This is a genomic window from Perlabentimonas gracilis (genome assembly GCF_011174675.1).
Taxonomy (GTDB): Bacteria; Bacteroidota; Bacteroidia; order Bacteroidales; family Tenuifilaceae; genus Perlabentimonas; species Perlabentimonas gracilis.
The window spans coordinates 48,772-73,091 of record NZ_JAANIG010000005.1 but is presented as its reverse complement, the minus strand read 5'-3'; the positions used below and the strand labels follow the sequence as shown (position 1 = coordinate 73,091).

Genomic DNA, 24,320 nt, shown 5'->3' with positions numbered 1-24,320 from the left:
TTAACCTCATCTTTTAGCAAAATATAGCTTTAATACTACCTCTTTACCAAGGGCAAAAGCTACTTGCTTGAGACTCCGTTCTTAACCGCTTTAATAAAATTGACAAACAGAGGATGAGGGTTCACAACGGTGCTCTTATACTCTGGATGAAACTGCACCCCGACAAACCACGGATGCTCAGGAATTTCGATAATTTCCACTAGTCCTGTATCGGGGTTTATTCCTGTGGCCTTCATCCCTTTAGCTTGCAATGCATCTAAAAATGCGTTGTTCAATTCATATCTATGTCGATGTCTCTCCTGTATCTCTGACACTTTGTAGGCAGCAAATGCATTCGAACCTTCGGCTAATGAGCAGGGATAGGCTCCCAAACGCATTGTTCCTCCCTTATCGCTAATTCCCTTTTGATCCTCCATCAAATCAATTACCGGATGTGCTGTATTCCGGGTCATCTCAGTAGAGTTGGCGTCAGCAAATCCTAGTACATTGCGAGAGAATTCAATTACCGAGCATTGCATACCAAGGCATATACCAAAGAATGGAATTTTATTCTCGCGGGCATGCTGTACTGCCAGAATCTTTCCTTCAATACCCCGATGGCCAAACCCAGGTGCCACCAAAATACCATTCATACCTTCCAACTTTTGAGCTACATTGCCCAAGTCAATCTCCTCGGAATGAATTGGAGTAATATCTACCTTGCATTGGTTGCTGGCCCCGGCGTGAATTAAGGCCTCCATGATAGACTTATAGGCATCGGGCAGTTCGATATACTTGCCTACTAACCCAACCTTAACTGTCGATTTGGAATCTTTCAGCTTTGCTATAAACTGCTTCCAGGCCTTAAGCTCAGGGGTTGGTCCAACAGGAAGATCGAGCTTTTGGAGTATGGTAATGTCCAACTTTTCCTTAAGCATAAGTAGGGGAACCTCATAGATGGTTGAAACATCTATTGATTCAATCACTGCGTTAAGGTTCACGTTGCAGAAAAGGGCAACTTTTCGCCTTATATCCTCGGTAAGGGGATGCTCTGTACGAAGGACAAGCACATCGGGCTGAATACCATTCTCAAGCAGAATCTTTACAGAATGTTGAGTAGGCTTTGTTTTCAGCTCACCCGAAGCCGCAAGGTATGGTACAAGGGTTAGGTGAATGAAAGCCGAGTTGGTAGGGCCAAGCTCGTACTTTAGCTGCCTAACGGCCTCGATGTAGGGCAACGACTCAATATCGCCTACGGTACCTCCTATCTCGGTTATCACTACATCAAGTTTTTGCTTGGTGCCCACGAGCTTAATGCGACGCTTAATCTCATCGGTGATATGAGGAATTACTTGAACGGTTTTACCAAGATATTCACCTCTTCGCTCCTTGTTAATAACCGACTGGTAGATACGACCGGTGGTAACATTGTTGGCTTGAGTTGTATGAACGTTAAGGAATCGCTCGTAGTGACCAAGATCCAAATCGGTCTCTGCTCCATCTTCGGTTACAAAACACTCACCATGCTCGTAAGGATTTAGGGTACCCGGATCGACATTGATGTATGGATCCAGTTTTTGAATTGTAACTGAATATCCACGGCTTTGCAGGAGCTTTGCAAGCGATGAGGATATGATCCCTTTGCCCAACGACGAAGTTACCCCGCCAGTGACAAATATATACTTTGTTTTCTGCGGCATAGTTATTTAAAAATGTAAAATTTATAATTTGAATACTACGCTTGATCCATACTGTCGATCATACGGATTTTCTCTTCAATCACCTTAAGATCGGAGCGTGCTTTCTCAATTTTTCGCTCTACCTCCTTAATGAGCTGGTCGGCATTTTTCGACTTGGCAAAGAAACCAATGTTATTTTCCCAAAGCACGATATCATTCTCGAGCTGTTTTAGCTGGTTGAATAGCTTATCGCGCTCAAAGCGCATCTTGTTTTCCAGCTTTGGATTACCCTGGATGCTATCGATTTTGGTTTTAAACTTCAGGATGTTCTTCTTGGAGTTATCAATCTTTAGATCCTCAAAATGCTTGTTGATAGCCTCTCGATACTTCTTCTGGAGTTCATCCTTCTTTTTAAGCGGCACAAAGCCAATCTCGGCCCATCGACGCTGAAATTCCTTAAGCGCCTTAAGGCTTTCCTCCACATTTTCGGTCACCTTAAAGGTCTCAATCTGCTCAACAAGCTCCTCTTTGGCCTTAAGGTTCACCTCGTACTTGCTATCAACCGTTGCAAAATGCTTCGATTTACGCTCGAAGAAATGATCGCAGGCTGCGCGAAAACGCTTCCAAACCTCATCGCTATGCTTGCGAGGCACTGGGCCTATTTCCTTCCAGCGTTTCTGCAGATTAATCAGCTCCTCGGTGGCTTTCTTCCACTCGTTGCTATCCTTAAGCGCCTCAGCTTGTATACAAAGATCGGTCTTCAGCTGTAGGTTATTCTGTTGATCCTCCCTAGCATCCTGGTAAAACTCTCGCTTATTGCTGAAGAAGGTATCGCAAGCAGCACGGAAACGATCGTAAATCTTATTGTTATCTTTTTTAGGCGCAAAACCAATTGATTTCCACACCTTTTGGAGTTCTATCATTTCTTTGGAGTACTTATTCCACTCCTTAGCACTACTAACAACTTTAGCAGCAAGCTCCTCGGCGCTTTCGCAAAGAGCTTTTTTGGCCTCAAGATTTGTCTTTTGCTCCTCGCGCAACCCTTCGAAATGTTCCTGATGACGCTTATTAATTTGAGAGGTAACCTCCTTGAAGCGTTCCCAAATCTCTGTACGATTCTCGTTGGGAACTGGCCCAACCTCTCGCCACTGATTATGTAGCTTTTGTAACTTTTTAAAGGCTAATATAATTGAGGGCTCAAGCAGTAGTTCCTCGGCCTTTTCGCAAAGTACAATCTTCTCCTCAAGATTACGCTTAAGATCCAAATCCTTTAGCTCCTTATTGATCTTCACGTAGTCGTAAAAGTTTTGAACGTGATGGTGGTATGTTTCCCAAAGATCGTTAAGGTTAGCCTGCGGTACAGGGCCTAACTCGCGCCAGCGCTGCTGCAGCTCTTTAAAATCTTGAAAGGTTTGGTTAACCGATTCATTACGGTTTACCAGTTCCTTTATCTCTTCAATTATGGCTTGCTTTTTCTCAAGGTTATGCTGCTTCTGATTTTCAAGCTCACGGTTATAAGCCGATTTTTTATCGCGATACTGCTTAAGCAATTCCTTTATTTGAGGTTCCATTGGATCTTCAGGAGTATCGAACTCCTCAATTTCTCCGCCAGAATCGACCCATTCTTTCCGTTTCCTCTCGTACTCTGCCTTATGTTTCTTGTAGAAGTTCAGCTTAATACTTTCAACCTCATTACGAATTCGTTGAACTGGCTTGGTCTCGAGCAGATGGGACAACTTGTCCACCAACTCTTCGCGAGTTAGGGTAGAGTAATCGACTTGCTCAATAGGTTCGTCCTCGTTATCCTCGTTATCCTCCTCCTCGTCTTCATCTTCATGCTCTTCATCATCCTCTTCGGATTTAGAACTCTCTACAGTAGGCTCTGGTGTTGCCTCAGCTTTTGGTTCTGGGCTTTCTACGGCAACTTCTTCTTGCTCTTCTTTGATAGTTTCATGCGGTTCTACCTCTGATTCTGATGCTTTTGCATCCTTTTCAACTTCCTCATTCATTTTATCGTCAACCTTAAGGGTTGATGACTCTTCGTTAATGGGGGTATCCTGCGTATTTTCGGCTTCGCCGAACTGATCATCTTTGATCGGATCCTTCTGGTCTTTACTTTCCATGGGTTAGAGTATTAACTATAGTTCAGTCAAACAAAAAATTGTAAAAAACATTTAGTTTTTTCAGCTTACGAAAATACGCAATATGTGGTAATACTCAAACTTATTTTAGGAAAAATCAGCGTTTTAAAAGTATTTACAAGGCTACCCCCAATGCAATAAGCCTAGCTTAACCAGTTGTTAAGCCAGGCTTACTTATTAAGCTTATGCCGTTGCTAATTAGCTCACACTGATTGATCTGGGGGGCTTCTCCATGGCCTCTTCCCTTTTGGTTAGGGTTACCTCAAGGATTCCCTCTTTGTACGATGCTTCAATTTTTGAAGTATCAATGGATTTACCAAGGTTAAACCTACGCTCAAACGAGGTTTTTGCAAATTCATTAACAAGATAGGAGACATCCTCCCTTCCATTCTCAATATTAGCCGATATGGTTAGCACATCCTTATCGATGTTAATGGAGAAATCATTCTTGCTATACCCTGGCACAGCCATCCTAATCAGGAAATTTTTAGGCTCTTCAATAATGTTTACCGAAGGTACTCGGCTGATGCTTTGATTGTAACCATTTGCTGTGCGCGCAAAATTATTTAAAAATTCGCTGTACTCATTGCGAGCAGAAGGTGTTCTCATAGCCCTAGGGCGAGAAATACTTAATAGTGTCATATTTGTAAAGATTTAGTTGTTATTACTTAATTGATTTCTCTACCCTAGGTATAAAAAATATACCAAGCCTATTTTACGAGCCATTATGACACATCCAAGCCCTTGCCGTATGCCACATTGGCATTTTGTGATACTTTTTTATTATTCATAAATGACGAATTGTACAATTTTCTTTTAGCTTTGCGTTCTTTAATTAAAATTGATGACATTTTTTTAAACTTCCACCTTTGACTAAATCGGAAAAGATACTGTTACTCCTAATAGTGCTAGTTAACATGGCAGAACTAGGCTATTCGCAAAGCTACGGCGTGGTGGAGGGAATGATACGCGATATCAAAGGGAGACCCATTGCCTTTGCAAACATTGTCAATGAAACAGAGCAAACTGGGACGGTTAGCACCGAAAGTGGATATTTCCAAATTAAGGTAACTCGTACCGATTCAATCATCCTCAGCTTCTCGTCGGTTGGATATGTTGCTCAAAAAGTTAAATTATCAGTTGCTATAGGTAAAGCCTATGAGTTAAACGTAACGCTTACGGAGTCGACTAGCGAGATAGACGAGGTGACCATATCCATTTCGAATCGGCGATTTGGAAATATTGAAAGGATAAACCATAAGGATATTGAGTACTTGCCAAGCGCCTCAGGCAGCTTTGAGGCGATACTGAAATCGTTACCGGGCGTATCATCGCCACATGAAATGAGCTCGCAGTACTCGGTTAGGGGTGGTAACTTCGACGAGAACCTGGTGTATGTTAATGATGTAGAAGTATACCGACCTTTCCTTATCCGATCGGGACAGCAAGAGGGGCTAAGCTTTATAAACTCCGATATGGTGGATGGCGTAGAATTCTCGGCCGGTGGATTTAACGCAGAGTTTGGCGATAAAACCTCATCGGTACTAAACATTAAATACAAAACGCCCAACGAGAACGCTGCTAAAGCCGAAGCCAGCCTGCTAGGAGCGAATGTTCTAATTCAAGGAATAGGGAAAAACCAAAGATTTAGCCATATAACGGGCGTTAGGTACAAAACTTCACGATACTTCCTGCAAAGTTTGGACGAAGGAGGCGAGTATCAGCCTGCATTTTTCGACTTCCAGACCCACCTCTCGTGGAGGTTTTCGCCAAAATTTAAGGTTAGCCTGCTGGGTAATATATCTACCAATCACTACCAGTTTGCCCCCGATGTAAGGGAAACGCGCTTTGGATCGTTTAACAACGCTTTGCAGCTTAGGGTGTATTACCAAGGGCAGGAACTGAATAAGTTCGAGACATTTCAGGGGGCGCTTACTGGCGAATACCGGCCAAATGAGAACACCGTTTTGAAATTTATTGGAAGTAGCTATGCCGCTAACGAATCGGAAACATTCGATATTATTGGGCAGTACCTTTTAAATGAGCTCGACAATACCCTGGGTTCAACATCGTACGGAGATAGCCTTATTAACGTTGGCATTGGCGGATTTATTAATCACGCACGGAACTACCTTAGGGCAAATTTCCACAGAGCTGAACACCTGGGGGTGTACACAACCGAAAATAACACGCTGAAATGGGGTGTCAACATACAGCATGAACAGATAAGAGATCGAATTAACGAATGGGAATTAATCGATTCGTCGGGATATGTAATATCGCAAGATCCTCAGCTGCTCAGCCTTAAAAAGCATATAAAATCAAACAACAACATAAACAACAACAGAATCTCTGGATATCTTCAGAATAGTAATAATATCTATTTAGGCTCACTTAGCATAACGGCAACTGCAGGTGTTCGCTTCACATACTGGGATTTCAACGACGAGCTAAACCTAAGCCCCAGGTTCTCAGTAATAGCGAATCCGGGATGGAAAAACGATATATCATTTCACCTCTCTGGCGGTTACTACTACCAACCACCACTGTACAAAGAGTATAGGCTTCCGAATGGGGAGTTGAACCACAATATCGCATCGCAAAAATCGATACATGCTGTTCTTGGAACCGAGTACCTTTTTAGAGCTTGGCATCGCCCATTCAGATTGCAGCTAGAGGTATACCACAAAGAGCTACACAATATAATTCCATACAAAATTGATAATGTTAGGATATTGTATTCGGGCGAAAACATGGCCAATGGTTTTGCACAGGGTATTGACCTAAAGGTGAATGGCGAGTTTGTGCCAGGAGCCGAATCGTGGGCTAGCCTATCGGTGATGAGAACCTATGAGGATGTGAAAGGGGATTCGTATACCGACGCCAGTGGAAATACAATTCACCCTGGATATTACCCTCGCCCAACCGACCAACGCTTTAGCATAGGGTTATTCTTTCAGGACTATATCCCTCGTAATCCCTCGTACAGGGTTCACCTAACCGGTTTCTTTGGCACCGGATACCCTGTGGGAATACCAAGTTCAGAAAGATGGGACATGCTAACCCGAATGCCTTCGTATAAACGAATTGATATGGGTTTCACCAAATCGTTTAAGGGTGCAAATGGCAACTCGCTTGGCAATGTATCGTGGTTAAAGGATTTGTGGGTAGGTGTCGAAGTTTTTAACCTTTTCAACTTTAGCAATACCATTTCGTACCTATGGGTTCAAACTGTTTCGAACCAGAGCAATGAGGCAGGTCAGTATGCAGTGCCAAACTACCTTACATCAAGACGCATCAACGTAAAAATTTCGGCAAAGTTTTAACATCTAAAGAGTGCCCCCAACCCAGCTAAACTATTTGCTAGGGGTAGTATTTTGATTAATTTTGCAGTGTAAAACCCCATGAGTTTTTATACTATGAAGATTACGCTAAACCATAACGCTGAGAAAATAAGTACCGAGAAGGACAGCATTACTGTTAACGAGCTACTGTCGTTAAAAAACTTCACCTTCGAGCTGCTTATCGTTAAGATTAACGGCAGCTTGGTGAAAAAGGAGCAGTATGACAAAGCAACGGTTACTGAGGGGGACGATGTGCAGGTAATCCATGTTTTTGGTGGCGGATGATGCCTTGTTCATTATAGTAAACAAAAAATACTCAAATGATAAACGGAGCAGAGATTTGGCAAAAAGTATTCCCGTGGGTACGTAATAAGTACGTGCTTACCATCGCCATTTTCCTGCTTTGGATGATACTTTTCGACAGTAGCAACCTAATTGACGTATACAGCGAGTTTCGGAAAATTAAGCGGTACGAGAAGGAAAAAGAGTATTACCTTGAAAAGATTTCCAACGACAAGAACCGACTTAACGAGCTACAAACCAACAACGAAAACCTTGAGAAGTTTGCCCGCGAGCAGTACCTTATGAAAAAGCCCGACGAAGACATCTTTGTCATCATGCCCGATTAGCCTTGTGGCTATCTCAATCCTACATCTTTTCTAAAAGAACTACATTCTCCACGTGATGCGTATGGGGGAACATATCTACTGGTTGCACCCTTGCTGCTTTATAACCATCGCCTAGCAAAGCAATATCGCGTGCCTGTGTTGCAGGATTGCATGAAACGTAAACAATTCGTTTTGGGCTAACCATTCTTATATTCTCAATCACATCGGGGTGAACACCAGCCCTAGGCGGGTCGAGCACAATAACATCGGGGAAACCATGCTCGGCAAAAAATGGCTCTGTGAGCACATCCTTCATATCGCCCGCCACAAAATGGGTATTGGTAATGCCATTTATGTTGGAGTTCACCTTGGCGTCCTCTATAGCCTCTGGAACATACTCAACCCCAACAACCTTGGCACACTTGCCAGCCAGAAAATTTGCAATGGTTCCAGTTCCAGTATACAAATCGTACACCAACTCATCACCTTTAAGCGATGCGAATTCCCGTGTGATTTTGTACAATTCGTAAGCCTGATGCGAATTGGTTTGGTAAAAGCTCTTGGGCCCTACCTTGAACTGAACTCCCTCCATCTGTTCCATAATAAAATCGTTGCCGTGATAGCAAACAATATCTAAGTCGTTTATGGTATCGTTAACCTTAGGATTAACAACGTACATAAGCGAACTTATCTGAGGAAAAAGATTCTTAATATGCTCTAGCAGTGCATTTACCTTGGGTTTATCATCCTCGAAAACCGAAAGGATAACCATTACATCACCAGTTGATGCAGTACGAACAATCAGATTGCGAAGCAACCCTCTGCCCTCCTTGATGTTGTAGTAAGTATACCCTTGGCTCATGGCAAAAGCATGAACGGCAAGCCTTATGGAGTTCGATGGTTCTGGCTGCAAGAAACACTCGTTGACCTGAAAAACCTTATCGAACTTGCCCGGAACGTGAAAACCAAGCACTGGATGCTGCTCCACGTCCTCGCCACTGGCTATCTCATCGCGCGTTAGCCACCTGTTATGACTAAAGGTAAACTCCAGCTTGTTTCGATAATACTGCGTATTAGCCGAGCCAAGAATTGGGGATACCTCAGGTAGCTCCAGCTTTCCAATTCGGGTAAGCTGATCTACCACCTGTTTCTGCTTCAGCTCAAGCTGCATTGCGTAAGGTAAACTTTGCCATTTACAACCGCCACACACACCAAAGTGTGAGCAGAATGGCTCAATCCTGCTGGGCGATAGCTCGTGATAGGTAGTTACAAACCCCTCCATGTAGCTTTTTCGCTTTTTCGACACCTGAATATCTACCAAATCGCCGGGAACGGCAAAGGGCACAAAGATTATCTTACCATCTACCCTTGCTATGGCCTTGCCTTCGGCTGCCAAATCAACAATACGAACATTTTCAAGGTGTGGGTTTGGCCTACGTTTTCTCACTTTTACTACTTTTGAAGATTGAACGAAATTTAATTCCTGATGTTTAAATCAGGGGGGCAAAGTTAGCAAAAATAGTTGTATGGACTCATTAACCCATATAGTTCTCGGTGCTGCAACGGGTCAAGTAGTATTGGGGAAAAAATTAGGAAACAAGGCACTTGTGTGGGGAGCCATTGCAGGCTCATTACCCGATTTTGATGCCTTTATAACGCCCCTACTCCACCCAGTTGATGCGCTGCTGTTCCATCGTGGCCCAAGCCACGCCATTGTGTTTGCAGCCGTTGCCGCACCAATCCTGGGATATATAGCATCAAAAGTTCACCGAGACAACCTCCTAAAGCAATGGTCGTTCATGGCATTCATTGCCATACTAATGCACTCTACCATCGACATATTCAACACCTACGGAACGGCTCTACTTCTCCCATTTAACGATGCCCGTTTAGCCTTCGACTCAATGGGCATAATTGATTTCATACTGCTCTTACCAATTGTAGTGCTACTAATTCTTTTACTCTTCAAGTCCCACGCATCACTCATTAGGCAGGAATTGGCCTTTGCAATTTTAATCTATACATCCCTCTTTGTTGGGTTTTCGGTTGCAAACAAGCTACGTATTGAGAGGAAGATTATGGAACAACTTGACGTGCAGAAGATCGACTATACCCGTTTAAAAACTGCACCGTTACCCTTAACCAACTTTCTATGGCTTGCCATTGCCGAGGACTCAACCGGATACCACTTCGGCTATATCAGCAATTTCGACAAGCATACAGTGGAGTTTAGCTATATAAAAAGAAACGAGCACCTTTTGGGCGATCTTGATCAGAACGATAAGATTAAGGATCTGAAGCGTTTTACAGATGGTTTTTTTATGGTAGAGCAAAGGGCGGATAGTTCTCTTTGGATGCATGACCTCCGTTTTGGGAGCATGGGCTTTAACGATGAGGATTGGTTCGTATTTAGCTTCGAAATAGGTGGTACATCCCAAGAGGTAACCGTATCGAGAGCAAAACCCAATCGAAAATTCAGTATCGGTACAGCGGCAAAATACTGGCAAAGACTAACGAAAGATTTGTAGGGTTGATATCATAAATTTAAAATCGAAATATTGTCATACCCAATCATTTTCCGTAACTTTACCGTAGCATTGATAACATAATCAACCAAGGGCTTATGAACAGCTTATTTATCAAGGGGACAAGCAAAACCCCAGAGATTGAGTTCACTCCTGGAAACATAAAAATTTCGGGTCGGTCAATTCCTGAAGATTCACTATCGTTTTACCAGCCCGTAGTTAAATGGATTGAGGAATACATTACCCTACCTGAACTGAGCACTAAGGTTTCAATCTCCATCGAATACATCAATAGTGGTTCCAATCGATTTCTATACAACATCATAAAGCTTATAGAGGATTGCTACTCAAAGGGCAACGATGTAAGCATTTCATGGTACTACGAGGAGGATGATGACACCATTAAGAACTTGGGGCAGGACTTTAAAGCACTTTTCAAAGTTCCCATTAATCTAATAGTTATAACTTAATTTTTTTGATTATGCATAAGTGTAAAATTTGCGGATACATATACGACCCCAACGTGGGAGACCAAACACAAGGCATTGAGCCTGGCACTCCTTTTGAAGACCTCCCACCCGAATGGAGATGCCCAGTGTGTGGCATTCCGAAGGATGATTTTATTGAACTAGAGTAATTTCTGCATGACCCACTATTCGTTGAGTAGTGGGTTTGAACATTTATATACTATCTATGTTTTTAGATATGTAGATACGAAACATAATTAAAAATGAATTACTAAACATGGAACTAGAAATTACATTTTCGGGCAACAAGCAGGTAATTGCCGAAGTAGGTGAGCACAGAATTCTAACCGATCAGCCCGTGATGGCTGGAGGGAACAATGAGGGGCCAGCCCCATTTTCGCTATTCTTAGCATCAATTGGCACATGCGCCGGGATATACGTTAAATCGTTTTGCGATCAGCGTGGAATTTCAACCGATGGCATATCGCTAACCCAAAAGCATAGCTTTAACCCATCAACACATATGATTGAAGCGATAGAGCTAAAAATTAACGTGCCAGATTCATTCCCTGAGAAGTATTACGACACTTTGGTTAAGGTGGCCGATCAGTGTGCAGTAAAAAAGCATTTACAAAATCCGCCCGATATAAAAGTTTACACCAGTGTAAACTAAAAAAATGGGGTGAACATAAATCACCCCATTTTTAATTCACAAACAGATTGGGCGTATGCCCATATTCTTTACTTATCGAAAAGCTTAGCCCACTCGTATTTTTTGCGGTTTTTCCATGTGCCCCTGTGGTAAATGTAGCTCATCATGATAGGCACCACGCTGGTTGCCTCGGCGTAAACCATCTGCTCGTAGGTTGTGTCAACCTTACCCCATGACGAAGCCTCTTTAAGGGTTGAACTTGAGCAAGCGCCATCGCGAGGGTCGGCAACGGTAATCTGCACAGCATACTTATGCATTGGCACCTCGTGTCCTAGAATCTCGGCACAAACCACGGTATCCTGAGCAAAGTTTTTAGGCGCACCACCACCTACCATAAATAACCCGGTAGTTTTACCTGCAATTTTAATATCGGTTAGCTCGCGAAAATCCTTAACTGAATCGATGGAAACGTGCGCATCGGGGTTCTCAACCTGATTTTTAACCAGCCCAAAGCCTGCGCTGCAATCGCTAAAGGCGGGAACAAAAATGGGTACATTCTTCTCGTAGCATACCTGTACCAAGCTATCTTTTTTAACCGAGTGCTCTACCAAGTACTTACCCATTTCCTTTATGAACTCACGCGAACTGTAAACGCCAGGCTTCATGCCATCGGCAATTTTTTTGATGGTAGCATCGCATTCCTGCAACTCTTCCTCATCAATAAAGGTGTCGTAAATCCTGTCGATATAGTTGTTACGCAAGTGATTGTCGTCGATAAAGGGAGTTCCCTTGTAATGTTTGAAACCTAGGGCTTCGAAGAAATCCATATCAACAATCGATGCGCCAGTGGCCACAATTACATCAACCATATTGTTCTTCACCATATCAACGTACACCTGCATACATCCACCGGCACTGGTGCTTCCTGCCAGGATAAGCCAGTTGCTGCACTCCTTGTCGGCTATCATCATCTCAAAAATATCGGTAGCAACAGCGGTATCGCGCGAGGTGAACGACATATCGCGCATTGAGTTGATTATTGGGGTAGAATCAAACGATTTGATGTCGATGTGCTTCACCACATCCTTGAGCAGGTCTTTTTTCTCCATTTCAACAGTTTTGAGTTAGTTAGTGTGATTTAAAATATCTGATTGATTGACCCGCCAGTGGCCTGTCTACCGACAGCCTGCCTGCGGTAGGCAGGGTAGAGCGGGCAGGTTGATTGCATAGGTGTAGCTTAATCTATGCAAATTTATACGAAAGTATTTTGTAAAGCAACTTAGTGGCTAAAAAGTCCGACGATTTCTCGTTGGGATCTGGGCAAAGTTCAACTATATCGAATCCCACAAGATTTTTACGTTCAATCACTTTACGAATAAACTTCAGCGTAGGGTACCACTGCAACCCACCGGGTTCGGGTGTACCTGTTGACGGCAGAATAGATGGATCGAACCCATCCAAATCGATGGTTAGATAAACATCATCGGTCAGCATTTCTATGGCCTGATCCATCCACTGCTCGCACTGAGTTATTTTGTGAGCCCAGAACACGCGTTTTGGATCCAAGCGATCCTTTTCGCCAACATCCATGCTACGTATGCCAACCTGTACAATGGGGCATAAGTCTTGTGCACGGGCCATTACGCAGGCGTGATTATTCTTTGATCCCTCGTAGCTATCGCGCAAATCGGTATGGGCATCAATTTGCAGCACGCTTAGGTTTTTGAACTTTTGGGCGTAAGCCTGAATTGGGCCAATGGAAACGGAGTGCTCACCACCTATGGTAACCACAAACTTGCCAGCCTCGAGAAATTTCTTCGTCTCTCTCTCAGCAGCCTCAACCATTGCCTCGGGGCTTGCATCCTGAGTAATAGCAGGAGCGGTGTAAATACCCTTTAGGTAAACCTCGGTATCGGTCTCAATATCGTATAGTTCCATATTAGCCGATGCCTCGAGCAAAGCTTCGGGGCCTTTGTCGGCTCCTTTTACCCATGTACTGGTACCATCGTATGGAATGGGTAGTATTACAATCTCTGACTTCTGCTCATCGCAAAATTCTTGGGGAATATCTCCAAAATGTATCATAATCTTATGTTTTTCCTATAAACAAAACCTTACATTTCAACACAATATACAAAAAGTCATCTATACTTTTGTAGGGGTGCAAAGATATTGATTTTTTGAATATTAAGACTGCACCAAATTACTTTGATATGAATAGAATGTATCCACAAACCTTAAGCAGCACATCAACCCACCTATCTACCTGAATATATATCACTTAACGAAGGCGTCTACATACATCAGAAAGACTAATTATAATCATCGTAAAAATATAATACCTCATACTTTGTTGTTGTAAAATTAGAGACAGGAGAAATTTCTGCATACCCGTTTTAAACAATTGTTTCTTTTGTATTGTTATAACGCAAACAATTCATATTTTTGCTGCAAAACGATAACATTATGAATAAAAGCTCAATAAAAACCAAGCAAAAAATACTGACCACAGCCACCGAACTATTCCTTAAGAAAGGAGTTGACAGGGTTGGAGTTCGTGAGATTGCCACCAAGGCTGGAATCAACTTATCGCTAATGAATTACTACTTCCAGTCGAAGGAGAAGCTGTTCGAAACTATTTTTGATACGCTGGTAAAAGAGAGAGCCGTTACCATAAGGGAGATTTTGGAAGACGAGATCCCCATCGAAAAGAAAGTTAAGGATTACACCTACGCTTACATCGACATCCTTCTAGAAAAGCCGATACTTGTCTCCTTTGTGCTTTCTGTTATCCATCGTAATCCAGAGAAGATTAAGACAATGGGTGCTGTTCTTGCTCTTTACAACTCGGAAAAGTTTTGTAACCAGCTGGCAAAGGAAGCCAAGGCTGGGAATGTAAAGGCTGTTGACCCCGAACAGCTATACATTAGCCTAATTTCGCTTATCCTTTTTCCTTTTGCAATAAAAGAGCTGATAACCGATAGAAACTCATTTAGCCCCGAGGAGTACATTCAGTTTATTAAAGCCCGCAAGGAGCATATCAGCGAAATGGTTATCAGCTATCTTAAGGTATAGGGCAGAGCAGCAGCTATGTATTCATGTGCTTTTACTACTCCATAAACACTAAGAAACCCGATGACATTGTTAAATCGGGACTGATTAGCCGAGATAAGCTTATAAATATCCCGAAGAAACTTGTTGTTAATGGATTTGAACGCCCTTGTTTGCCTGTGATATCAAGCAATTGCGTTGGCGAGGTTGAGTACTTTCAATGGGGACTCATTCCTAAAAGTGTTAATGGAAAAGAAAACGCCGATAGCTTTGCTAAACAATACAATACCCTAAACGCAAAAAGCGAGACGGCAGTCAAGAGCAAAACGTTTGGAAATGCAATCAATAATCAAAGATGCCTAGTTTTAGCGTCCGGTTTCTTTGAGTGGCAGCATGTTAACAAGCAAAGGATTCCCTACTACATAACACTCTCAAGCGAGAACCTATTTGCCTTTGCAGGCATTTGGGATTGCTGGAGCGATGAGCAAGGGCAGCAGCATTTCACTTACACAATCCTTACCACGCAAGCCAACGAGCTGATGAGCCGCATCCACAACACCAAGAAACGGATGCCAATTATACTGCCTACGGATCAACTTAGCATCTGGCTTTCGACACAAATCAACAAAAACAACTTAAACAGTTACCTTAGAGAACTAGCTTCTCCCGAGCTCAAGGCTCATACCATCAAACCATTTTTATCCGATCACCAGCAGATAGCTAATGATGATATTTTGGCTTCCTATGACTACGAAAATGGGGCAACCCAAAAAAACAGCAACAATACCCAGCTTACCATCGGCTTTTAGCACTCCCCTTCCACTTCAAAGATTGATAAATTCATTGCCATAAAGGCATCAAATCAATAAATCCACAACTTTTCATACCTTTGCAGCATATTTTCATATCGATATGCGAATAGATATAATTACCGTTTTACCCGAGATACTAGAGAGCCCACTGAGCCACTCCATTATAAAACGTGCACAGACCAAGGGGTTGGTCGACATTCACCTACATCACCTGCGTGAGTACACCACCGACAAGCATCGCACGGTCGACGATTACGCCTTTGGCCCCGATGCTGGTATGGTAATGAAGATAGAGCCCATCTTCAAGGTTATCAGAAAATTGAAAAGCGAACGCGATTACGATGAGGTTATATACACCTCGCCCGATGGCCAAAGGCTTACGCAACAAGTTGCAAATGGGCTAAGTATTAAAGGAAATATCATTATACTTTGCGGGCATTACAAGGGGATTGACCACCGGGTTAGGGAGCACCTTATTACCCGTGAAATCTCCATTGGCGATTACGTGCTATCGGGTGGCGAGCTGGCTGCTGCCATTATTGTTGATAGCGTGGTTAGGCTAGTCCCTGGCGTGCTATCCAACGAAACCTCTGCTCTTACCGATTCTTTTCAGGATAACCTTCTGGCACCGCCAGTTTATACCCGACCGGCTGAGTTTAATGGTTGGAAAGTTCCTGAGGTACTAACATCGGGGAACTTTAAGGCAATTGAAAAATGGCAAATGGAACAGGCGCTTGAGCGTACAAAACGTTTAAGACCGGAGCTGCTTGAGGGGTTGGAGGAGGATGGGTGAATGAATGAATGATTGAGGGAGTGAGTGATTGACCCTGTCTTTATTGGTAGGCTGGTTGAAATGCCGTTACACAACTCTAAACCTTCAACTCTTCGGCAATATCAGGGCAAATTTCTTGACATTCAGGCTTTAGACTTTTGACTTTCAGACATTAGACATTAGACTTTTGACTTTTAGACTTTAGACTTTTAGACTTTCAGACTTTTAGACTTTAGACATAAAATAATATGACAAGATCGATGACAGGCTTCGGCAAGGCCGAGGTAATGGTAAACGGAAAGAAAATTGTTGTTGAAGTAAAATCGCTTAACAGCAAACAGCTCGACATCTCTGCCCTTAAAATGCCAATGATATACAAGGAAAAGGAGTTGGAAATCCGCAATAAGCTTTCGCAAAGCATTGTACGAGGAAAAGTCGATTTCTACGTGTCGGTTGAGAAGGATGCTAGCAGCTCGGCTCCCACAATCAACCGCGAAGTATTCAAATCGTACCTTGAGCAAATTAGCAGCATTACCAGCGAGTTGAAAATGCCAATGCAAAGCGAGCCGTTAGTGCAAACCATCCTTAGGCTACCCGATATTTTCAATGCCCAGGCCGATGAGATTAGCGATGATGAGTGGAATTCATTACTGAATTGTGTTGATATGGCCATAGCCAACCTAAACACCTTCCGCGATCAGGAGGGTAAGATTACCGAGCAGGATTTGGTGAACAAGGTAAACTCCATAGGCGAACTACTCCAGCAAGTTTCGCCATTCGAGGGCGAAAGGATTGAAACCATCAAAAATCGAATTACCGAGAACCTTGAAAAGATGGGCAACGATGCATCCGTTGATAAAAACCGATTTGAGCAGGAGCTAATCTACTATATGGAAAAGTTTGATGTCAACGAGGAGAAGGTGCGACTTACCAACCATTGCAAGTATTTTATTGACACCCTTAACGACGATGAACCTGCTGGGCGCAAGCTTGGCTTTATTGCTCAGGAGATGGGTCGTGAGATTAACACTCTGGGCTCAAAGGCCAACCACGCCGAAATACAAAAAATTGTGGTACGCATGAAGGATGAGCTGGAGAAGATTAAGGAGCAGCTACTGAACGTTTTGTAAGATATGATTTTTCTAGTCATGGCGAGTAGGTACAACGAAGCCATCATAATTATAGAGAGATTGAATGATTGATCGGTTGCTGAGCCTGTCGAAGCAACCAACCATGCAGATTGATCGGTTGCTGAGCCTGTCGAAGCAACCAACCATGCATATTGGATGATTGATTGTTAAAAAAAACACTACCTAACATAACACTTGAATTATTTAAATAATTAGATTATACACTCACACCTCCTCTAATTACGATATGAAAGGGAAACTACTAATATTCTCCGCCCCATCGGGCTCCGGCAAAACAACCATTGTGCGCAGCCTCTTACAAAAAATGCATAATATTGAGTTCTCCGTATCGGCCTGCAGCCGAGCAAAACGTGAGGGCGAAGTGCATGGGCACGATTACTATTTTCTGAAACCCGATGAGTTTAGGGCAAAAATTGACAATAACGAGTTTGTAGAGTGGGAAGAGGTGTACCCCGGTTCGTACTACGGAACATTAAAGTCGGAAATTGAGCGAATATGGAACAAGGGGAACCACGTGGTTTTTGATGTGGATGTTGTGGGAGGACTCAATCTAAAAAAACAGTTTGCCGATAGGGCGTTGGCCATATTCGTAATGCCACCTTCTGTTGAAGCATTGCGATTACGCCTTGAATTGCGTGGCACCGAAACACCCGAAAGTCTAACAAAGAGAGTTGGCAAGGCCATGGAGGAAATGTCGTACGCAAAGGATTTTGACAAGATTGTTGTAAACGACAACCTTGAAGAGGCCATAGCCAAGGCTGAGAGGCTGGTTGAGGAGTTTATTTCTTAAGTTGGCAGTTGGCAACTTGGCAGTTGGCAAGGAGAAATAACAAAAGGTATTGAAAGTATATATGTAATTAAACCATTTTTTAGAGTTTATTTGATTGGAAACCTAAAAAACAATTGACTAAATGGTAGGTAGTTTCAGGGATTTAACTGTATATAAAAAAGCAATTGCTTGGGCCATGGAAATCTTTGAGATTACAAAGAGTTTTCCCAAAGAGGAACGTTATGAACTAACCGATCAGATTAGACGATCATCACGAGCTGTTTGCAGAGCCATTGGAGAAGGATATCGCAAACGCCAATATCCAAAGCATTTCTCAAGCAAAATGAGTGATGCTGATATGGAAAACACGGAAAGTCAGGTGTCTCTTGATTTTGCATTTGAATGTAAATACATCACTGAAGGTGAATACAACGGTTTATTATCTAAGTCTGAAGAGATTGGTCGCTTAATAAACCATATGATTGAAAACCCAGAAAAATATATGCCTAGTTCCTAATGTTTCCAATTGCCAACTGCCAAGTTGCCAACTGCCAATTATTGTATGCATTCAAATTAATAATGAGTCCAAACCATGAAAACAGGTCTCTTCTTCGGTTCCTTCAATCCAATTCACAACGGTCATATAGCCATTGCTGGATATATGCTCGAGTTTACCGATTTGCAAGAGGTGTGGTTTGTGGTTAGCCCGCACAACCCGCTAAAGGAACAGGCAGAACTTGCTCCCGATAATCATCGACTGGAAATGGTTCGACTGGCTACGGAGATATATCAACCCAAAATTTCGCTTTGCGATATTGAGATGAGCATGCCTCGCCCCTCCTACACCATCGATACGCTTAAAGCCCTTAAGGCAAAATATCCTAAAAGGGAGTTTACTGTGCTTATGGGCGCCGATTCTATGGACAGCATCGAGAAGTGGAAAGATTACCAATCGTTGCTCGCAAATAACCGAATTATGGTTTACCCCCGATTAGGTTCAAATACCAGTGAGCTAAAAGCAATGTATAATGTTGATATTATAAATGCTCCAATTATGGAGATAAGCTCAACCTTCGTGCGCAATGCCATATCGCAGGGCAAGAGAGTTGACTACTTTATGCCCCCAAGGGCATACCAGTACCTAATGGATAACAAGATATACTGAATATAATGAGCAAAGATTTTGATATGGGACTGCAGGCACTGTATGCTGGCGACTTGGCAAAGGCCGAGGATCTACTTACCAAAGCAATAGAGAATGATCCACTAAATGCAGAGGCTTACTTTCACAGGGGAAAGGTACATCGTCAAATGGGAAACCACACGGCCGCCATGAACGATTTTTACAAAACCCTCGATATTGATCCATCCCACAATCAGGCCAAGGTATCGCTGGAGATGGTGAAGCAGATTATGGCATTTCGGAACCCCGATTTGTATAATCCTTAAATAAGGATTGGTTGATTGACCCTGCCTTTGCAGGCAGGCTGACAGCCCTGCCTGTCGGCAGACAGGGTGCGAAGCTCCCTGCCAAAGAAAAGAGCAGGCAAGCCTACCAAGGGCAGGCAAGCCTACCAGAGGCAGATAAACTGTCAGCGTCTTAAGGATTTGTTGACCCTGCTTGCCAGTAGGCAAGCTGGCTGACTGGCGTCAGAGTATGCAGGTTGGTTGATTGTGCGAAGCTACCTGCCAAAGAAAAGGGCTGGCAAGCCTACCAAGGGCAGGCAAGCCTACCAAGGGCAGGAAAGTTGTCAACTTCTTAAGGATTGAATGATTGAATGATCTCGTTATGCTTCGCATCCCGAGACAAGTTGAATGATTGAGATGCAGGTTTCTGAGCCTGCGATGCCCTGAGCAGTTCGACAGGAGGTCTGTGAGTATGAAATACAAAAAAGGCAGCTGCAAATCAATTTTCAGATTGCAAGCTGCCTTCCGTTTTATTACCAACGTACTACCCTAAACAATTACGTTTCTCCATGTAAGGATATTTAAAATCGGTTGGGGGTACAAGGGTTTCCTTAACTGTACGAGGGCTGGTCCAGCGAAGCAAGTTGTATGGACCTCCAGCCTTATCGTTGGTTCCACTACCACGCGCACCGCCAAATGGCTGCTGTCCTACCACTGCGCCTGTAGGCTTATCGTTAAAGTAGAAGTTCCCTGCAGCGTAACGCAGCACAGAGCATGCCTGATTCAACGCTTTCCTATCGGTTGAAATAACCGCACCAGTTAACCCATAGGGTGATGTTTCATCTACTAGTTTCAGGGTTTCCTCCCACTTCTCGTCATCGTATACGTAAACCGTGAACACCGGTCCAAAAATCTCCTCCTCCATGGTTACAAAGTGCGGATCCTTGGCAACAATAACAGTTGGCTCAATAAACCATCCCATGCTGCTATCGCCATTGCCACCAAACATTATCTCGGCATCGGTCGACTGCTTGGCCATATTGATATAGCTCATAATATTGTTGAATGCAGCCTCATCAATAACGGCATTCATAAAGTTGCCAAAATCGGAAACATCGCCCTGCTTAATCTCGTTGAGCATTTCGAGCATACGCTTTTTAATTGGCTCCCAAAGCGATTTTGGGATGTAGCCCCGCGAGGCGGCAGAGCATTTCTGCCCCTGATACTCAAACGCTCCACGTATCATAGCCGTTGCGGCAACATCCACATCGGCCGATGGATGAACTACCACAAAGTCCTTACCCCCCGTTTCGCCTACAATTTTGGGGTACGACTTGTACTTCTCCAGATTCTGTCCCACCTGCTTCCACAGCTGGTTAAACGTTGTGGTTGAACCAGTGAAGTGAATCCCGGCAAGCATTGGGTGCGGAATTGCCGTTCCTCCAATTACAGAACCCTTACCCGGTACAAAGTTGATAACGCCATCGGGTAGTCCGGCCTCCTTATAAATCTGCATCAGCAAATAATTTGATAGCAATGCTGTGGTGGCAGGCTTCCATACCACAGTATTGCCCATTAGCACGGGCGACATATTGAGGTTTGAACCAATAGCCGTGAAATTAAATGGCGTGATTGCCAGTATAAACCCTTCCAATGGCCTATACTCTGTTCGGTTAACAACCCCTGTATCGGAATGGGGCTGCTGGTTGTAAATTTCCGAAACGAAGAATGAATTGAACCTTAAGAAGTCAATGGTTTCGCATGCGGCATCAATCTCGGCCTGGTAAACGCTTTTGCCCTGCCCTACCATGGTTGCTGCATTTATTCTATGTCGATATTTTTTTGAGATTAGCTCCGCTATCTTTTGGTTTACGCTGGCACGCTCTACCCACGAAACGGTTGACCAGTACTTATGCGCCTCAAGCGCAGCATCAATGGCCATTTTCACCTCCTCAGGCCCTGCCATATGGTATCGGGCAATTACCTTCTTGTTGTTATGGGGCATCGTAATTTCTCCCATTTGGCCTGTTTTAACCTCCTTACCACCAATAATCAGGGGTATCTCTGTAACCGAATTGCTTAATCGCTGAACCTCGTTAAGCAGTTCTGTACGATCTGTTGAACAGTCCTCGTAAACTTTTACAGGCTCATTGTCTGGACGTTGAAAATTAAATATTGCGTTATTCATATCTATTTATTTAAATTATTTGTTGTTATACAGTATTTACAAATTAGGGAACATTTATTAATGTGTCAAGTATTTAAACCCAAAACATATATAATGGCATTTTGTTTATGGGAATTGGCATGGGTTAACCTGATGAATTTAATTAACACCAATTAGCTGAAAAATTAATCAACCTAAGCGCAAGTTTGGGGTCAAAAGCGGGTCAAATGTGAAACGAAAACTTAAACAATTACATCATTAGGACAAACATCTTATGAAAACAAGATTCATCGTAACAGTGGTTTTGCTAATTGCATCAACCATAACAACCTTTCCACAAGGCCAACGTCAGGGTGGAGGTGCAGGAATGACAAGTAATATGACAGGTTCAGTTGCAGGGAAAGTGATTGATAAACTAAGTAAAGCACCTGTAGAGTACGCAAACATAGCATTTTATCGCCTGCGCGACTCAAGCCTAGTAACCGGAGGTATTACCAATGAGAAAGGCGAGTTTAATATTGATAAAGTGCCCATGGGGAGGTACTTTGCCGAGGTGAAATTTATTGGTTACAACACCCTAACCGTGGAATCGTTTGGCGTGAATCCTCAGAATTTGATTGCAAACCTTGGGGAATTGAGCCTTGACCCAGCATCGGAAAACCTTGAGGCCGTGGTGGTAACTGGCCAAAGGCAAATGCTTACGCATAACCTCGACAAGAAAGTATTTAGCGTGGAGAAAGATATTAATGCCGAAGGTGGAACCGCGCTTGAAATTATGCAAAACATCCCATCTGTTGAGGTGGATATGGAAGGTAACGTAAGCCTACGCGGCAGTCAAAACGTAACCATACTTGTTGATGGTCGTCCTTCAACCTACACAAGCATCGAGGAGATTCCTGCCAGCATCATCGAAACCGTAGAGGTGATTACCAACCCATCGGCCCGCTACGACCCCGATGGGCTATCGGGAATTATCAATATCGTGTTAAAAAAACGCCGCGACCCAGGATACCACGGAATGGTTATGCTTAATGCAGGAACCGGCGACAAGTACAACGGCACGCTTAACTTCAACTACCGAGAGGATAAGTTCAACTTTTTTACCAATGTAAGCTACAGGCAGCATCAGATGACTGGCCAAACCCTATCGGATAGGACAACAACCCTAAACGATATTGCAACAAGCACATTATTTCAAGATCAGGACTTTAGAAGACAAGGGCAATTTATTAATTTTAAGGGTGGTGTTGACTACTTTATCAACAACTCCAATACACTAACATTTACGGGAGGTTACAGTTCGCGCGATTTTGGTATGTGGGATATAACCCAAACCAATTTAACAATGCCATCGCAATCATCACAATACTTCAGAGAGAATGATGGGTTTAACGGCGGTGAATCGTATAACTTTGCCCTAAACTACAAACTTAACGGGAAGCAGAAGGGACAAGAGCTTACTGCCGATGTATTTTACCACTCAATGCAGGGTGAAAGTGGAACCGATATGACCCAATGGTGGGAACCAGAGCAATTTGATAGGCTCTACGAGCAAACTGAGTCGAGCTTTATTGGCAACAACCTAACGTTACAAACCGATTTGGTTCAACCCATTGGCAATGGAGGACGACTAGAAACAGGACTTAAGGCAACTCTTCGGTCACAAGACAACGATTACATCTTTTCAAATAGATTGGAAAGCACATGGATTCCTGATCCTCTTCGTAGCAATAATTTTGTGTACGACGAGCAACAATACTCGGCATACGCAATCTATTCCAACACATTTGCCGATGGCAAGTTTAGCTACCAAGGAGGGCTAAGGGTTGAGCAAGCATATACTAATGCCGATCAGCGAGCAACCGATGACGAGCCTATAAAAAGAGATTTTCTAAACTTCTTCCCAAGTGCACATATTAAGTGGGATATTAATCAGAAGAACTCGGCACAGGTAGCCTATAGCCGCAGGGTAAGTCGCCCGCACACGCGTATGCTTAACCCTTTTATCGACTATAGCGACCCGCTTAATATGAGCATGGGTAATCCGTGGCTAAACCCTGAGTTCACCAATAGTTATGAGGTTAGCTACTACTACAGCTTACCCAAAACAAAAATTAGCGCAACCTTATTCCAACGCAACACCACCGATATCGTATCGCGCTACGTAGTAGTAGATGATGATGGCGTGGCCTGGTCAACCTTCGAGAATATTGACGAAAGCAAGAGTCTTGGTATTGAGGGAGTAATTAGCCAAACCATTGTCCCCTGGTGGAGAGTAAATGCAAGCGGAAACTACTACAATATGAAGCTGTACTCCGATTTGCTTGATGAACGCTCAAGCCAGGGCGACAGCTGGACGGTTAGAGCCTCATCAACCTGGAATATTGGGAAAAACGTAGAGCTACAGCTTAATGGCAACTACCGATCACCATCAGTTTCTGTTGGCGGAAGTATGCGGTTTTGGCAAACAGGTGGTGGACAGGGAATTACCGAGGAGATGTACTGGATGGACTTGGGTGTACGGGTAAACGTGTTTAACAGAAAGGGAACCATAACGCTGCGCGTTAGCGATTTGTTTAACACCATGGATTTCAGATCGTCAACCTGGGGCGATAACTTCACCAGCAACATTGAACGTACACGTGAGAGTAGAATCGTGTTCCTAGGATTTTCATACAGGATTAACGAGTACCGCGCACGCCGCGACAGGCAACCCAATGGCGACGGACTGGATATGGATATGGAGTAGTTAAATATAACATCGGTAAAAGGGAGGGCAGCATTTTGTTGCCCTTT

The 24,320-nt window shown here is 43.4% G+C and carries 23 protein-coding genes; 16 read left to right on the top strand and 7 right to left on the bottom strand.

Translation table 11 applies throughout. From position 1 onward, the window contains the following. Positions 1-59: 59 nt before the first annotated feature. The 3 genes from G8O23_RS03755 to G8O23_RS03745 form a co-directional block, all read right to left on the bottom strand. A complete protein-coding gene (locus G8O23_RS03755) occupies positions 60-1,679 on the bottom strand; it encodes a CTP synthase (protein ID WP_166361913.1) in 1,620 nt (539 codons plus the stop codon). A gap of 35 nt (positions 1,680-1,714) precedes the next feature. Beyond that, positions 1,715-3,781 (bottom strand): DUF349 domain-containing protein, encoded by a 2,067-nt coding sequence (locus tag G8O23_RS03750; protein WP_166361911.1) that lies wholly within the window; start codon positions 3,779-3,781, stop codon positions 1,715-1,717. Between the two features lie 216 nt (positions 3,782-3,997). Beyond that, a complete protein-coding gene (locus G8O23_RS03745) occupies positions 3,998-4,408 on the bottom strand; it encodes an Hsp20/alpha crystallin family protein (protein ID WP_166361909.1) in 411 nt (136 codons plus the stop codon). A 260-nt stretch (positions 4,409-4,668) separates the two neighbouring features. Between G8O23_RS03745 and G8O23_RS03740 the strand changes: the two genes are divergently transcribed. The 3 genes from G8O23_RS03740 (at position 4,669) to G8O23_RS03730 (ending at position 7,772) form a co-directional block, all read left to right on the top strand. Beyond that, complete coding sequence (locus G8O23_RS03740) at positions 4,669-7,125, top strand: TonB-dependent receptor (RefSeq protein WP_166361907.1); 2,457 nt, start codon at positions 4,669-4,671, stop codon at positions 7,123-7,125. Between the two features lie 93 nt (positions 7,126-7,218). After that, complete coding sequence (gene thiS, locus G8O23_RS03735) at positions 7,219-7,428, top strand: sulfur carrier protein ThiS (protein ID WP_166361905.1); 210 nt, start codon at positions 7,219-7,221, stop codon at positions 7,426-7,428. Positions 7,429-7,463: 35 nt separating this feature from the next. Continuing rightward, positions 7,464-7,772 carry an FtsB family cell division protein gene (locus G8O23_RS03730; protein ID WP_166361903.1) on the top strand — a complete coding sequence of 103 codons (309 nt, stop codon included), beginning with the start codon at positions 7,464-7,466 and terminating at the stop codon, positions 7,770-7,772. A 19-nt stretch (positions 7,773-7,791) separates the two neighbouring features. On the opposite strand, the gene rlmD is transcribed toward G8O23_RS03730, so the two are convergent. Next, positions 7,792-9,198, bottom strand: coding sequence for a 23S rRNA (uracil(1939)-C(5))-methyltransferase RlmD (gene rlmD, locus G8O23_RS03725; RefSeq protein WP_166361901.1), 1,407 nt, complete (start codon positions 9,196-9,198; stop codon positions 7,792-7,794). Positions 9,199-9,277: 79 nt separating this feature from the next. Between rlmD and G8O23_RS03720 the strand changes: the two genes are divergently transcribed. The 4 genes from G8O23_RS03720 (at position 9,278) to G8O23_RS03705 (ending at position 11,416) form a co-directional block, all read left to right on the top strand. Continuing rightward, positions 9,278-10,279, top strand: coding sequence for a metal-dependent hydrolase (locus G8O23_RS03720; RefSeq protein ID WP_166361899.1), 1,002 nt, complete (start codon positions 9,278-9,280; stop codon positions 10,277-10,279). 95 nt (positions 10,280-10,374) lie between these two features. Further along, positions 10,375-10,746, top strand: a complete 372-nt coding sequence (locus tag G8O23_RS03715; RefSeq protein WP_166361897.1) for a DUF1987 domain-containing protein — start codon at positions 10,375-10,377, stop codon at positions 10,744-10,746. Between the two features lie 11 nt (positions 10,747-10,757). Next, positions 10,758-10,913: a rubredoxin gene (locus tag G8O23_RS03710; protein ID WP_394351918.1), complete on the top strand. Its 156-nt coding sequence runs from the start codon at positions 10,758-10,760 to the stop codon at positions 10,911-10,913. Between the two features lie 107 nt (positions 10,914-11,020). After that, on the top strand, positions 11,021-11,416 hold the full coding sequence (locus G8O23_RS03705; protein ID WP_166361893.1) for an OsmC family protein: 396 nt from the start codon (positions 11,021-11,023) through the stop codon (positions 11,414-11,416). A 68-nt stretch (positions 11,417-11,484) separates the two neighbouring features. Here G8O23_RS03705 and G8O23_RS03700 read toward each other — a convergent pair whose 3' ends face one another. Further along, positions 11,485-12,504, bottom strand: coding sequence for a 1,9-bis(guanidino)-5-aza-nonane synthase (locus tag G8O23_RS03700; protein ID WP_166361891.1), 1,020 nt, complete (start codon positions 12,502-12,504; stop codon positions 11,485-11,487). A gap of 133 nt (positions 12,505-12,637) precedes the next feature. Beyond that, a complete protein-coding gene (speB, locus tag G8O23_RS03695; protein ID WP_166361889.1) occupies positions 12,638-13,480 on the bottom strand; it encodes an agmatinase in 843 nt (280 codons plus the stop codon). Between the two features lie 381 nt (positions 13,481-13,861). On the opposite strand from speB, the gene G8O23_RS03690 reads away from it, so the two are divergent. The 8 genes from G8O23_RS03690 to G8O23_RS03655 all read left to right on the top strand — a co-directional run bounded on the left by G8O23_RS03690 (position 13,862) and on the right by G8O23_RS03655 (position 19,399). Next, positions 13,862-14,470: a TetR/AcrR family transcriptional regulator gene (locus tag G8O23_RS03690; RefSeq protein WP_166361887.1), complete on the top strand. Its 609-nt coding sequence runs from the start codon at positions 13,862-13,864 to the stop codon at positions 14,468-14,470. A gap of 23 nt (positions 14,471-14,493) precedes the next feature. Continuing rightward, positions 14,494-15,255: an SOS response-associated peptidase gene (locus G8O23_RS03685; RefSeq protein WP_166361885.1), complete on the top strand. Its 762-nt coding sequence runs from the start codon at positions 14,494-14,496 to the stop codon at positions 15,253-15,255. A 103-nt stretch (positions 15,256-15,358) separates the two neighbouring features. Next, the gene (gene trmD / locus G8O23_RS03680) at positions 15,359-16,051 is read left to right on the top strand and encodes a tRNA (guanosine(37)-N1)-methyltransferase TrmD (RefSeq protein WP_166361883.1); all 693 of its coding nucleotides are present in this window, start codon (positions 15,359-15,361) and stop codon (positions 16,049-16,051) included. A gap of 227 nt (positions 16,052-16,278) precedes the next feature. Then, the gene (locus G8O23_RS03675) at positions 16,279-17,160 is read left to right on the top strand and encodes a YicC/YloC family endoribonuclease (RefSeq protein ID WP_219932398.1); all 882 of its coding nucleotides are present in this window, start codon (positions 16,279-16,281) and stop codon (positions 17,158-17,160) included. A 247-nt stretch (positions 17,161-17,407) separates the two neighbouring features. Continuing rightward, the gene (gene gmk / locus G8O23_RS03670; protein ID WP_166361881.1) at positions 17,408-17,971 is read left to right on the top strand and encodes a guanylate kinase; all 564 of its coding nucleotides are present in this window, start codon (positions 17,408-17,410) and stop codon (positions 17,969-17,971) included. 121 nt (positions 17,972-18,092) lie between these two features. Then, entirely contained in the window at positions 18,093-18,467 is a 375-nt protein-coding gene (locus tag G8O23_RS03665; protein WP_166361879.1) for a four helix bundle protein, read from the top strand. Between the two features lie 75 nt (positions 18,468-18,542). Then, a complete protein-coding gene (nadD, locus tag G8O23_RS03660) occupies positions 18,543-19,115 on the top strand; it encodes a nicotinate (nicotinamide) nucleotide adenylyltransferase (protein ID WP_166361877.1) in 573 nt (190 codons plus the stop codon). Positions 19,116-19,120: 5 nt separating this feature from the next. After that, positions 19,121-19,399, top strand: coding sequence for a tetratricopeptide repeat protein (locus G8O23_RS03655; RefSeq protein ID WP_166361875.1), 279 nt, complete (start codon positions 19,121-19,123; stop codon positions 19,397-19,399). Between the two features lie 502 nt (positions 19,400-19,901). Here G8O23_RS03655 and pruA read toward each other — a convergent pair. Next, the gene (gene pruA, locus G8O23_RS03650; RefSeq protein WP_166361873.1) at positions 19,902-21,545 is read right to left on the bottom strand and encodes an L-glutamate gamma-semialdehyde dehydrogenase; all 1,644 of its coding nucleotides are present in this window, start codon (positions 21,543-21,545) and stop codon (positions 19,902-19,904) included. Positions 21,546-21,798: 253 nt separating this feature from the next. Here pruA and G8O23_RS03645 point away from each other — a divergent pair, with 253 nt between their 5' ends. After that, positions 21,799-24,273: an outer membrane beta-barrel family protein gene (locus G8O23_RS03645; RefSeq protein WP_166361871.1), complete on the top strand. Its 2,475-nt coding sequence runs from the start codon at positions 21,799-21,801 to the stop codon at positions 24,271-24,273. Positions 24,274-24,320: the final 47 nt, after the last annotated feature.

Coding starts and splice junctions, on each gene's coding strand:
- gmk (WP_166361881.1), top strand. CDS start 17,408: ATGAAAGGGAAACTACTAATATTCTCCGCCCCATCGGGCTCCGGCAAA.
- G8O23_RS03755 (WP_166361913.1), bottom strand. CDS start 1,679: ATGCCGCAGAAAACAAAGTATATATTTGTCACTGGCGGGGTAACTTCG.
- G8O23_RS03690 (WP_166361887.1), top strand. CDS start 13,862: ATGAATAAAAGCTCAATAAAAACCAAGCAAAAAATACTGACCACAGCC.
- G8O23_RS03750 (WP_166361911.1), bottom strand. CDS start 3,781: ATGGAAAGTAAAGACCAGAAGGATCCGATCAAAGATGATCAGTTCGGC.
- G8O23_RS03655 (WP_166361875.1), top strand. CDS start 19,121: ATGAGCAAAGATTTTGATATGGGACTGCAGGCACTGTATGCTGGCGAC.
- G8O23_RS03715 (WP_166361897.1), top strand. CDS start 10,375: ATGAACAGCTTATTTATCAAGGGGACAAGCAAAACCCCAGAGATTGAG.
- G8O23_RS03665 (WP_166361879.1), top strand. CDS start 18,093: ATGGTAGGTAGTTTCAGGGATTTAACTGTATATAAAAAAGCAATTGCT.
- G8O23_RS03700 (WP_166361891.1), bottom strand. CDS start 12,504: ATGGAGAAAAAAGACCTGCTCAAGGATGTGGTGAAGCACATCGACATC.
- speB (WP_166361889.1), bottom strand. CDS start 13,480: ATGATACATTTTGGAGATATTCCCCAAGAATTTTGCGATGAGCAGAAG.
- G8O23_RS03720 (WP_166361899.1), top strand. CDS start 9,278: ATGGACTCATTAACCCATATAGTTCTCGGTGCTGCAACGGGTCAAGTA.
- G8O23_RS03710 (WP_394351918.1), top strand. CDS start 10,758: ATGCATAAGTGTAAAATTTGCGGATACATATACGACCCCAACGTGGGA.
- nadD (WP_166361877.1), top strand. CDS start 18,543: ATGAAAACAGGTCTCTTCTTCGGTTCCTTCAATCCAATTCACAACGGT.
- G8O23_RS03705 (WP_166361893.1), top strand. CDS start 11,021: ATGGAACTAGAAATTACATTTTCGGGCAACAAGCAGGTAATTGCCGAA.
- G8O23_RS03730 (WP_166361903.1), top strand. CDS start 7,464: ATGATAAACGGAGCAGAGATTTGGCAAAAAGTATTCCCGTGGGTACGT.
- thiS (WP_166361905.1), top strand. CDS start 7,219: ATGAAGATTACGCTAAACCATAACGCTGAGAAAATAAGTACCGAGAAG.
- G8O23_RS03745 (WP_166361909.1), bottom strand. CDS start 4,408: ATGAGAACACCTTCTGCTCGCAATGAGTACAGCGAATTTTTAAATAAT.
- G8O23_RS03685 (WP_166361885.1), top strand. CDS start 14,494: ATGTGCTTTTACTACTCCATAAACACTAAGAAACCCGATGACATTGTT.
- G8O23_RS03645 (WP_166361871.1), top strand. CDS start 21,799: ATGAAAACAAGATTCATCGTAACAGTGGTTTTGCTAATTGCATCAACC.
- trmD (WP_166361883.1), top strand. CDS start 15,359: ATGCGAATAGATATAATTACCGTTTTACCCGAGATACTAGAGAGCCCA.
- pruA (WP_166361873.1), bottom strand. CDS start 21,545: ATGAATAACGCAATATTTAATTTTCAACGTCCAGACAATGAGCCTGTA.
- G8O23_RS03675 (WP_219932398.1), top strand. CDS start 16,279: ATGACAAGATCGATGACAGGCTTCGGCAAGGCCGAGGTAATGGTAAAC.